Genomic DNA, 12272 nt, shown 5'->3' on the forward strand with positions numbered 1-12272 from the left:
TGTTTGCATAATGTAACACTAACGCCCGCTCGAAAGAAGCCGTCGATACGCTTCAAGACGTTCCGGTGCAACGGCGTCGCGTACGGCACAGCCCGGCTCGTCGCCATGTGTGCAGTCGCGAAAACGGCAACCCAGCGCAGCCTGCGCGATGTCGTCGAAGGCGAGCTTGAGACTCGTCTCCATGTCGAGAATCTGCAACGTGCGCAAACCAGGCGCATCGATGATGAGACCGCCCTGCGGCAACGGTATCATGCGCCGTGCCACCGTAGTGTGGCGCCCCTTGTCGTCCGATGCACGCACATCGCCTGTCGCCAGAGCCTCCTCGCCCAAAAGTGCATTGACGAGCGAGGATTTACCGACACCGCTTTCCCCGAGCAAAAGCCCCGTCGTGTAGTCGGAGAAAATCCCGCGCAGCTCGTCAATGGAATCCTCGTCTTCGACGGAGACAACGAAGAGGGATGCCTCCGGGGCGATGAGGCGAATACGCTCGCGGATGGCCTCGATGGCGGCCTCGTCTGCCATATCCCCCTTCGTAAGCACGAACACTGGCGTCGCCTTGCACCCCGCGACAGCCACCATCTGCCGCACGAGCAGTCCCTCGTCGATTCCCTCGCCCGTAAGGGACTGGCAGATGAGCACGATGTCGACATTGGCGGCCAACACCTGACGACGCGGCTGTCGCTCACGTCCGATGCGTTTGACGCGCGCGATTTCGTTGCGACGGGGCAGCACGCACTCGATGACGGCTTTCTCGTGGCCATGCGGGCGATGCAACGCCACCCAATCCCCCACCGCCACGATGCTGTCGTCGCTCTTCTTGATGGAGGTCGCCAGCTCGGCACGTTCGGTCGCATACGGCGTGCACACGAGCGGATAGCCTCGGTCAAGCGATATGACGCAACCCGGCTCGCAGGGCTTGCCCTCGCGCGTGAGCTTGGCGTTTGCCTCCTCGAATGCCTCGCGCGCTGACTTGCGATAGGCGAGGCGGTCAAAGGACATCATGTCTGCGCCTTTCTCTGGAAATACCGCCGTGCGAGCAAGTAGAGCATGAGGAACAGGCCCGCCACCGCGCAGAGCGCCAGCGCCGCCTCAAGGCGCCCCGGCACGACCATGTGCGTCACCGGGCCGCCGTTGTCTGTGACCTCGGCGGCAGATGCATGCACGTCGAGCTCGCCCTCGTGCTCCGGACAGGCGATGTGATAGGTGCCCGTAATCTTGAGCGTGGTGCCCGTCGTATGGTAATCGCCGACGTTTTGGATGAGCTTGGCAAGGTCATCGGACAGGTAGACGCTGATGACGGCATTTGAGGTACCTCTGATATTGGCCCACTTGTAGCCTTCGCCCGCATTGACGACGCCTCCCACAGCCTCGCCCGTGAAGCTCACCTCGCTGTTGTTGAGGGCGCGATTCGTCGAGACCAGGACGCCTACGCGCGTCTCGATGACGACGTTTTCCTCGTCGGTCAGGGAGTTCCCGAGCTTGTCGAGAGACTCGAAGCGATCCGAGAGAGAGCCGATCTCGAGGTTGCCACCACCGGCATTTTGGATATCCGACGGCGCGGCAAACGCGGGCAGCATCATGCCCGCGAGCGCCAGGACGCATGCAAGAACGAAACCGCATGTCACGCGACTTTTCATTTCTTCCTCCGCACCCACTTCGAACGCCGATGCGGGACGAGGAAGGCAAGCATCTCGACGACCATCGCCAGAATCGCGATGAACTCGAGACGACCGAGCCACATCTCGAAAATGTAGATGATCTCGAGACCATTGGGCATGCCGGGTGCGGCGACGCCCAGCGAAAGCCCCGTGTTCGATGCCGCCGAGACGGAGTCGAAAATCGCGGGCAGCGCTTCGTAGCCATAGGCAATGCCGGCGATGGCGCCAACGGCGTAGGTGACCATGTAGAGCAGGAAAATGATCATAGCCGAGGACACGAGCTCTGGCGTGAGGCGATGTCGGCCCTTCTGGAAATAGAAGGTGCGGGGACGCGCGCGGTCGGGAGCGAGCGCCTCACGGATGGCCTGCACGACGGAGCGCGCGATAATGCCGATGCGCAGCGCCTTGATGCCACCCGATGCCGAGGACGAGGAGCCGCAGATCGTCATCGACAGGATGATGACGAAGAGCGCTCCCGAACCCATGGCAAAGAGAATCTGGCCACCCTGGAGCGTCGAGAAGCCGAGGTTGAAGCCGCCCGAGAGCACCTCGAACAAGCCACGCCGCACGACTCCCCCCGTCGTGGTGAAATACGAGCCCGCCAGGGCAAAGGCCATGAGCACCGCGAGCAGCGTAACCCAGACGAAGATCGTGCGAATCTCGATGTCCTTGAAGAAGTTGCGGAATATGCCCTTCCATATGTCACCGTAGAGCACGAAGTTAATGCACCCAAAGGCGGCAAGCACGAGAGCGCAAACCTCGAGCGGCCAGCTATGGAACGCGATGATGCCCGAAGCGCTGCTCGTCATGCCTCCCGTCGAGAAGGCGGCCGCCGTCACGAGAAAGCCGTTAATCACCGCGCGCAGGGGCTCCGTGCCAACAGCGAGCAACGGAATGATGCAGACGAGAGTACCTGCCACGACGACGACCGCGGCTAGCTTCAAAATGAACTGCGAGGTTTGCTTGATGCCGGGCATGACTTGCCCCATGCGCGCCTCGGCATGGTACAACGACGCAGCCGCCGACCCCGTGCCAAAGACACCGAGCGCAAGCGCGATGACGACAACGCCAATGCCGCCGATGAGATGCATGAGGCAGCGCCAAACGGAAAGCGACAGGGCCATGTGATCCACATCGACACAAAGCGACATGCCCGTCGTGGTGAATGCCGAGACCGACTCGAAGAACGCGTCAAGATACCCATCATAATGGCCCGACATCCAAAGCGGCAAAGCGCCGAACACGGAAAGAACCACCCAGCACAAGCCGGTGATGACGAGGGACTGACGCCAATCGAGCGTGGCAAGCTCGACCTTCGAGAAAAGCAAGACGCTTCCCACGATGCCCGTGATGCCGATGGAGAGCAGGAAGTCGACTGCCGTCGAGAACTCGGAGAGGCAAAGGGACATGATGAAGGGCGGTATCATGGCAATCGCGACAAGCAGGATCAGCACGCCAAGGTAATGGCCGATGATACGCCAGTCCTCCAGATGAAGCCGAGTAATCAAGATGGCCGCCTACATCACGATAAGATGCACGATAACCGTGACAACGGCGAGGAAGGCGAGGAAGGCGCATATCGAGGCGAGCACGACAAGCATGCCGATGACCGGACTGCCTTTTTTTTGCACGTGCCTCTGAAATACCGCTTTCATGCCTCTCCTCCTTGCCGTGCCTATTATAGCCATGAACGAATCGCCTATCGGCGCTTCGTCAGTTTCTCTCCCACTTGAACAGATTCCTGAGCCGCATCCTTCCGTGCAAGGTCTGACGCAAAAGCGTCAGGGCAAATCCAAGCACGATGAAAATGATGCCGAAGACATACATCGCGGGACTGACGGTACTAGTCCAGCTCTCACCTTGGGCATTGACCTCGATGCTCTCGGCATGCACTTCGAGCTCACCGTTATGGTCGGCGCAAGCCAGGTGATACACGCCCTGTACGGTAATCATGTCACCCGTATGCTCGTAGCGTGCGTAATGCGTGATCTGCTCGGCAAGCTGCGCGTCCATGTAGACACCGACCATCGCGCCGCCATTCTTCACGTTTACCCACACATGATTGGCATCGGCAATGATGGGAGATCCCGTTGCCTCGCCCGTGAAGACGACCTCCCTGTCGTTCTGGCGCGTGCCCGCGGAAAGCAGCGCATGAATGTCCACCGAGCTGTAGGCCGACGGGTTGCTCAGCGACTCCACCTCGTGCACGGGAACCTGCGCACCGTTCGAGACGGCGCTTGCCGCCGGTGCGCCCACGCCAAGGCAACCGAGACTGAGGACGAGCATCCCCGCCACGACAAGCGTCTTTCCACGCTGTTTTGATTCCTGGCGCTTGCGACTACGCCAGGCCAATCCACCGCTATTCTTACGCTTGAATATGCGCAGGTCACGTGACCTGTCGTTACTGAAGAGGTTGTCGGGATGCAACGAAATGAGGATACCGACAATGGCGCCGATGAGCGCGATGAACTCGACGCGCCCGGCCCACATGAGGAGCAAGGCGACGATCTTGAGTCCAAAGGGTAGGCCGGCCTGCGTGATTTCGGTCGTCATACCGCAGTTGGTCACGTAGCTGATGGCCTCGAAAACCGAGTTGAGAGCATCGTTGCCAAAGGCGATGAAGGCCATGGAGCCAAGTGCCGCCGTACCCAGATACAGGATGAAGACCGTCATCGCGATCATCGCGTCCTCGGAGCTCAACGCCTGCGATCCGAAGTGCTCGTACTTGATACGCACGCGTGCGTTGTCGGGAGCCAGGCGCACGAGAATCGAGTACTTGATCCAGCGCAGCACCTGCAAGATGCGCACGAACTTGATGCCGCCGCCCGATGAATACGCGCAGCCGCCAAAGAGGATCGCGACGATGATGAGGATGACTACGCCGTCTGTGATGGTGCCGCCGATTTGCTCGGGATAGACCGCTTGCATGCCGCAGGTGGTCGCAGCGGAGATAACCGTGGAGAGGCCGTTTTGCATGAGGCCACCCAAGCTCGTGAAGATGTCCTCGCGCGTCATGATCCATGTCACGAAGGCGACGAGCACCACGATCCACAGGGCATATACGCGTAGCTCTGCGTTGCGCTTGATGTGCTTGAAACGTCCAGCGCGTGCGTATGCGTACACGGCAAAGCTGATCGCCCCGGCAATCATGAGGGCACTCAGCACAAACTGCAGGGGAAGCGAATGGTAATAGATGAGGTCGGAGGTATGGGGCACGAAACCACCCGTGCCGATGGCGGTCAGGGCAAGCCAGAAGCCGTTCATGATCGCATCGACGGGATGCAGCCCCAAAAACAGGCAGATCACCGTCGCGGCAAGTGCCCCGACAAGGGCAAAGCTCCCGTATACGCGCAGGACCGAAAGGCAGGTCTCGCTGATGCGCGCCCGCGTGCGCTCCCCGTCGCGGCGTTCGTTCATCATGAAGACGCGCGAACCTTCGCCAAAGAATCCGGAGTACATGGCGATGACGACGACCGTCAACGCGCCACAAAACGACATGATCACGCGCCAGGTGATCTGCGAGTAGCTCAGGGAATCCACGTCGTTCACGAGCGTCACACCCGTCGTGGTAAGCGCCGAAACGGAATCGAAGAGCGCATCGAACCACGAGCTGAACGAACCAGACAGAAGCAGCGGAACCGCGCAGACGATGCCGATGACAATCCAGCCAAAACCCACGAGAAGCAGCGCCCGACGTCGGTCAAGTCCGCGCGCCTTGAAGAAGCGTAGCGCTGACCCGACGGTCAGGCATACGCCGATGCCGGCGATAAAAGACCCGAGCTGGCGGAACTCCCCGAAGACAAGAGCGATGACGGCAGGCACGCACATAGCCGCGCCCGTCATCAGAATGAGCACGCCAAGGTAGTGACCGACGGTCGTGATATCGGACCAGTGAAATCGGGGCAACATAATACGCGGATTATAGCCGTTCAGGTGGCATATGGCACGGACGGGGCAGAACGGGAATGAGACAGTTGCTCTGAGCAACTGTCTCATTTTCTCAGGGGATGCCTACTCGCCCGCAAGCGAATCGAGATAGGCGCGCTCCCGATCGAGTGCAACGTTAAAGAGGACGTTGAAGAGAACCGTGATGAACAGCGCGGCGACGAGGGTGGCAATGGCCATCTCGCCCGTGAGCGGCACGAGCATGAAGACGGGGCCAAAGACGAATATGCCGAGCACCAGTCCTGCGAGAATGACGATGAGTAGCGCCGTACGTATGTAATTGAAGGGAATCGAAAGACGAATGACGAGGTTGACGCCCGAGACGCAGGTCAAGACAACGCACATCGTCGAGAACTGATCCTGAGAGTGACCAGTCACGAAGCAGAATATGACGGCGATGACAACCGAGGTTATGACGCAGATGGCTCCCGGTATGGCGCGCGTGATGACGTTGCGTAGAAACTCGCCGCGAATGAGGTCACGATTGGGTTCAAGTGCGAGGACAAAGGACGGGATGCCCACAGTGAAGGCATCGATGAGCGTGAGCTGGATGGTCACGAAGGGATAGTTATAGCTCACGATAAAGATGAACATGAGTGACATGACAACGGAGAAGATCGTCTTGACGAGAAACAGCGAGCCCGACCGCTGCAGGTTGTTGATGGAGCGACGACCTTCGGCGACGACGGGCGGCATCGAGGCGAAGTCATCGTCGAGCAGTATGAGCTGGGCGATGCTGCGCGCGGCATCCGATCCCGTGCCCATGGCGACCGAGCAATCTGCCGCATGCAGAGCGAGGACGTCGTTCACGCCATCGCCGGTCATGGCGACGGTATGGCCCTGATCCTGCAGCGCCACGACGAGCTGCTTCTTCTGCGCGGGACTCACGCGCCCGAAGACGCGACAGGTGCGCGCCACCTCGCGTAGCTCTTCCTCGGTAGTCACGGTGCTCATGTCGATGCACTTGTCGGCATCGGGCACGCCCACGGAGGCGGCGATGTTCGATACCGTCTCGACCGCATCACCGCTGATGATGTTGATGCGTACGCCCTGCTGCTTGAAGTAGTCGAGCGTCTGGGCTGCCGTGGGACGCACGCGATCGCGGATGAAGATGAGCGCGAGCGGCTCGACCGGCCCGACGATCTCGTCTTCCTTGTCGAAGTCGGCGACCTTGGCGAGCACGAGCACGCGACGCACGCCCGCAAGCCGCTCGATCTTCTCGAGTACCTCGGGTAACTCGTCAGACCCTTTCAAGACGAATTCGGCCGCACCCATGGCATAGTTGCCAGCATCGCTGCCGTAGCAAACACCCGAATACTTGCGCTCGGAGGAAAACGGCACGTAACGCGTCTCACCCTGCACGGCCTTGGGCGCATCGGGGCGCTCTTCGAGTCCGGTGATGTAGGCCTTGATGGCCTTGGCGGTCTCGTTATCGTCCTTCGAGAGCGCATCAAGCGCGACGAGCGCGTGCAGGGCCTCGTCATAAGGCACGCCGTCGAAGGGAATGACCTCGTCGACATCCATCTCGCCCGTGGTGATGGTGCCTGTCTTGTCGAGGCACACAACATCGACGCGAGCGAGCGTCTCGACGCAGTACAGCTCCTGAACGAGCACCTTGTGCTGCGCGAGACGAATGACGCTCACGGCGAGCACAGCCGAGGTCAGCAGGATGAGCCCCTGCGGAATCATCCCGACGAGCGCTGCCGAGGTATGCAGAATCGCGGAGTCGATCGTGCCGCCGCCGAGCCAACACTCCTTGATGACGAGCGCGGCACCGAGGGGCACGATGAGCACGGTGACGAACTTGATGATCTTGCGCAGCGATTCCATGATGTCGGAGCGCACCTTGCGATAGACCTTGGCCTCGTTGTTGATCTTTGTCGCATAGTTGTCTGCGCCCACGGCCGTGACGCGTGCCACACAGGAGCCAGAGCTGATGAAGCTTCCAGAATACAGCTCGTCGCCCACCTTTTTTGGCACGAGGTCCGCCTCGCCCGTGAGCAGGCTTTCGTTAGCGCTGCACGAGCCTTCGATGACCTCGCAGTCCGAAGGCACCTGGTCGCCACAATCGAGCATGATGACGTCGTCGAGAACGATCTGGTCGAGCATGATGTTCATTTGCTTGCCGTCACGAATGACGTGCGCCTTGGATGAGGTGATGACCGAGAGGCGATCGATGGTGAGCTTGGAGCGCACCTCCTGGTAGATGCCGATGACGATGTTGCAGATGATGATCGCCATGAACAGGAGGTTGCGATACGAACCCGTCCAGAAGATGGCAATGGCAAGGATGATGTTGACGAGGTTGAAGAGCGTGCAGATGTTGTCACGCACGATGCGCGGGATGCTGCGTGTATGCACATCGGCGTTCTCGTTGACTTTGCCGGCGGCGATACGCTCGTTGACTTCTGCCGTGCTCAGACCCTGTATAGGCTGCATGTGTTGCTGCGTCTCTTCCATACGCTCGATAATAACAGTAAAGATTGCCCCCGCATGAAAAAGGGAGCCAGCTTCAAAAACTGACTCCCTTTCTACATAGTTTGCTCACATCTTCGAGCCGTCGTTACTCCCCGATCGTCACGGTGTAATCGCCGTCCTCGTCGAGGTCGATGGTAATCGTATCGCCCTCCTGCAGATGGCCGGAGACCATCTCGTTGGCGACGCGATCGACGACCTCGTGCTGGATGAGGCGCTTGAGTGGACGCGCACCGAAGAGCGGATCGAATCCGTCAAGCGACAGGCGCTCCAGCACGGCAGGCGTGAGCTCGAGCGTGATGCGACGCTCGGCCAGACGCTCGCGCACCTTCTCGAGCTGCAGTTCGACGATCTTCTCGAGGTGCTCCATATCGAGCGAGGTGAACGTGATGATCTCGTCGATACGATTGAGGAACTCCGGCCTGAAGGACTGACGCAGGGCGTTCTGGATGGCGGCATCCATCGCGTCCTTGTCACCCGTCTCCATGAACTCCTGGATGAACTGCGAGCCAAGGTTACTCGTCATGATGATGATCGAGTTCTTGAAGCTCACGACACGACCCTGGCCATCGGTCAGACGACCGTCGTCGAGTACCTGCAGCAGCACGTTGAAGACATCCGGATGCGCCTTCTCGATCTCGTCGAGCAGGATGACCGAATACGGGTGCCTGCGCACGGCCTCGGTGAGCTGGCCGCCTTCCTCGTAGCCGACATATCCCGGGGGCGCGCCGATAAGACGCTGCACGCTGAACTTCTCCATGTACTCGGACATGTCGATACGCACCATCGCACGCTCGTCATCGAAGAGTGCCTCCGCAAGCGCCTTGGTGAGCTCGGTCTTGCCCACGCCCGTGGGGCCGAGGAACAGGAAGCTGCCGATGGGCCTGTCCGGATCGGAAAGACCGCTGCGGCTGCGCCTGATGGCGCCGGCAACCGCATGCACGGCCTCCTCCTGGCCGATGACGCGCCCATGCAGGGTGTCCTCGAGGCCAACGAGCTTGGCCATCTCGCCTTCCATCATCTTGCTCACGGGCACGCCCGTCCAGCTGCTCACGACATCGGCGATATCCTCGGCGGTAACCTCCTCCTTGAGGATGCTGTCATCGTCCTGAGACGCCTCGAGCACGGCCGTTGCCTCCTCGAGCTCTGCCTTGAGTTGCGGAATCCTGCCAAAGCGGATCTCGGATGCCGCCACGAGGTCGCCCTCGCGCGTGCAACGGTCTTCGTCATTTTGCGCCTGGTCTATCTCCGCCTTGATCTCGCGCACGCGGTTGATGGCGTCTTTCTGGTTGGACCACTCGGCACGCAGCTTGTCGAGCTCTTGCTGTTGCTCGGCAATCTGGCCACGCAGCTCCTCAAGCCTCTGCTTGGAAAGCTCGTCATCCTCCTTCATGAGCGCCTGCTCCTCAATCTGCATCTGCGTGAGCATGCGATCGAGCAGGTCAATCTCCATCGGGGACGAGTCGATCTCCATGCGCAGGCGGCTACCAGCCTCATCTACGAGGTCGATGGCCTTGTCTGGCAGGAAGCGATCCGTGATGTAGCGGTTGGACAGCTGGGCTGCGGCCACGATGGCCGAATCCTGGATGCGTACGCCGTGATGGATCTCGTACTTCTCCTTAATGCCGCGCAGAATCGAGACCGTCTCCTCGACGGAGGGCTCGCTTACCATGACGGGCTGGAACCTACGCTCGAGTGCGGAGTCCTTCTCGATGTACTTGCGATATTCGTTGAGCGTGGTCGCACCGATGGCATGCAGCTCGCCACGGGCCAGGGCGGGCTTGAGCATGTTGCCCGCGTCGAGCGAACCCTCGCTCGCGCCAGCGCCCACGATGGTATGCAGCTCGTCGATGAACAGGATGATGTTGCCATCGGACTGCTCGACCTCGCGCAGCACCGCCTTGAGACGGTCCTCGAACTCGCCACGATACTTGGCACCCGCGACCATGGAGCCCAGGTCGAGCGCCACGATCTCCTTGTTGAGCAGCGTCGAAGGGACATCACCCGCAACGATGCGCTGGGCGAGACCCTCGACGATGGCCGTCTTGCCGACGCCCGGCTCGCCAATGAGGCACGGATTGTTCTTGGTACGACGCGCCAGAACCTGAATGGTGTGACGAATCTCGTCGTTACGACCGATGACAGGGTCGAGCTTGCCGTCACGAGCCTCTTGCGTAAGGTTTTTGCCATATTGCTCGAGTGCCTCGAACTGCGTCTTCGAGTCGCGATCGGTCACGCGCGTATCGCCGCGCAGCTCCTCATAGACCTGCTCGACGCGACTGCGCGTCACACCGGCAAGCGAAAGCTCCTTGCCCGCCTCGCCTTTGTCCTCGGTCAGGGCTATGAGCAAATGCTCGGTAGTCGCAAAGGCATCGCCCATCTTGCCTGCGATTTTGACAGCGTCGTCGACGACGGCTGCCAAACGCTGGCTCACATTGGGCATCGTGCCCGAAACCTTGGGCTGTTTCTCCAAATCTTCAGTTATTGCCATGTCGATCGCACGCGGGTCTGCGCCGATCCTTTCAATGATTGCGGTCAGGTTTCCCTCGTTGGAGTCGAGCAGCGCCTTGAGCAAGTGCTCCGGCTCGACTGCCGCTGCCTCCATGTCTGCCGCTATGGAGATTGCGTTTTGCAAAGCCTCCTGCGCGGTGACCGCCAATTTGTCTATTCTCATTTTTATTCCTCCACTATTCAGTTATATATGCACGCCGCGAAGTTCCTCGAAGGAAACAACGCGACCACTTCTTTCAATTTACGTAATGCAGTAATGCAAACGATGTGCATTACAAGCCGGAGAATCCCTCGCTCAGGAGCCTGGAATGGTCTGGCTTGTTCATGAGCGTCGCGATTGTCTGGCGCATCTCGAGCTCGTGCATGGCATCATGCAGGCGCTCGACCTCCTCGCGCAGCTTGTCGGCCTCCGCCTGGATCTCGCGCATGCGCTCCCTCTGGTCGAGGATGCGCATGACGCCGGCCAGATTGATGCCTTCGTCCGTAAGCCTGCCGATGAGCTCCAGGCGATCAACGTCGGCTTGCGAGTACATGCGTGTGTTGCCACTCGTGCGCTGGGGCGACACGAGACCCTTTGCCTCGTAGATGCGCAGGGTCTGCGGATGAAGCCCGGCAAGATCGGCTGCGACGCTAATCATGTAGAGCGGCTTGTTCCTATCTGTCTGTGCCATAACGCGCTCCTTGTCCTATGCCTTGACGGCCTTCATCTGATCGTTCAAAGCGCTTCGCAGCGTATCCGGCGAGGGAGATGCAGCACGAAACTCCTCGATAGCCTTCTTCTGCTCGGCGTTGAGGTTCTTGGGTGTCTCGACCTTCACCTTGATGCGCAGGTCGCCCGTGCCCTTCTTGCCCTTCACGTCCTTGGCGCCCTTGCCCTTGACGCGCAGGACCTTGCCGTCTTGCGTGCCCGCGGGGACGCGCAGCTTGACGCGCGTGCCGTCTGGGGCGGGAATGACGATGCTCGCGCCGAGTATCGCCTCGTCGATGCTGACGGGGAGCTCCATCACGACATCCGCCTTCTCGCGCTTGTACACGGGATGCTCGGCAATCTTCGTGACGATGAGCAAGTCACCTCGCTCGCCGCCGTTGGTGCCGTGCTCGCCCTTGCCACGGAACCGCAACCTGCCACCGTCAACGGCGCCCTCCGGCACCTTGACCGTGACCGTCTCGGTATCGCCCGTGCTCGGAATCCTGATCGAGACCTTCTTCGTCGTGCCCTTGAACGCCTCGTCAAACGTGAGCTCGATGGAGGTCTGGAGGTCCTGGCCCTTATGCGCCCGATTGACGTTGAAATCCCAATCGCTGCCGAACGCCCCATCGCCACCGCGAATGTTGCTGAAGATATCGGCCCAGTCAAAGCCCGCACCATCACCGCTAGAAGTGTAGGTGTAGGTACGACCGCCACCGCCGGGCCATCCCTGGCCCGCACCGCCCCAGGCGCCAGCCTGGTCGGCGAAGTTGCCCACGGTTCCGTAGGTGTCGTACTGCTCCTTCTTCTCGGGATCGGAGAGGACTTCGTACGCCTCGTTAATCTCCTTGAAGGTCTCCTCATCGCCACCCGCATCGGGATGATGCTTCTGGGCAAGCTTGCGAAATGCCTTCTTTATCTCATCGGCGGAAGCGGACTTCTTCACGCCGAGTATGTCGTAGTAGTTCTTTGACATGCGTCTTCCACCTTTCTAT

General features: G+C 60.2%; 9 protein-coding genes. All 9 read right to left on the bottom strand.

Annotated features, from left to right (window positions below):
* Positions 1-18: 18 nt before the first annotated feature.
* Complete coding sequence (rsgA, locus tag OIM11_08870) at positions 19-1002, bottom strand: ribosome small subunit-dependent GTPase A (GenBank protein ID HJJ01231.1); 984 nt, start codon at positions 1000-1002, stop codon at positions 19-21.
* Positions 999-1637: a hypothetical protein gene (locus OIM11_08875; protein HJJ01232.1), complete on the bottom strand. Its 639-nt coding sequence runs from the start codon at positions 1635-1637 to the stop codon at positions 999-1001. Before OIM11_08875 ends, rsgA begins: the two co-directional genes overlap by 4 nt.
* Positions 1634-3166, bottom strand: coding sequence for a TrkH family potassium uptake protein (locus OIM11_08880; protein HJJ01233.1), 1533 nt, complete (start codon positions 3164-3166; stop codon positions 1634-1636). Before OIM11_08880 ends, OIM11_08875 begins: the two co-directional genes overlap by 4 nt.
* A gap of 9 nt (positions 3167-3175) precedes the next feature.
* Entirely contained in the window at positions 3176-3313 is a 138-nt protein-coding gene (locus OIM11_08885; GenBank protein ID HJJ01234.1) for a hypothetical protein, read from the bottom strand.
* Between the two features lie 58 nt (positions 3314-3371).
* Positions 3372-5567 carry a hypothetical protein gene (locus tag OIM11_08890; protein ID HJJ01235.1) on the bottom strand — a complete coding sequence of 732 codons (2196 nt, stop codon included), beginning with the start codon at positions 5565-5567 and terminating at the stop codon, positions 3372-3374.
* 102 nt (positions 5568-5669) lie between these two features.
* Positions 5670-8042 (bottom strand): HAD-IC family P-type ATPase, encoded by a 2373-nt coding sequence (locus OIM11_08895; protein HJJ01236.1) that lies wholly within the window; start codon positions 8040-8042, stop codon positions 5670-5672.
* A gap of 124 nt (positions 8043-8166) precedes the next feature.
* Positions 8167-10752, bottom strand: a complete 2586-nt coding sequence (gene clpB / locus OIM11_08900; protein ID HJJ01237.1) for an ATP-dependent chaperone ClpB — start codon at positions 10750-10752, stop codon at positions 8167-8169.
* Between the two features lie 109 nt (positions 10753-10861).
* The gene (locus OIM11_08905; protein ID HJJ01238.1) at positions 10862-11260 is read right to left on the bottom strand and encodes a helix-turn-helix transcriptional regulator; all 399 of its coding nucleotides are present in this window, start codon (positions 11258-11260) and stop codon (positions 10862-10864) included.
* A gap of 15 nt (positions 11261-11275) precedes the next feature.
* Positions 11276-12253 (bottom strand): DnaJ domain-containing protein, encoded by a 978-nt coding sequence (locus OIM11_08910; GenBank protein HJJ01239.1) that lies wholly within the window; start codon positions 12251-12253, stop codon positions 11276-11278.
* Positions 12254-12272: the final 19 nt, after the last annotated feature.

The organism is Coriobacteriaceae bacterium (assembly GCA_025992705.1).
In the GTDB taxonomy this organism is placed as follows: domain Bacteria; phylum Actinomycetota; class Coriobacteriia; order Coriobacteriales; family QAMH01; genus QAMH01.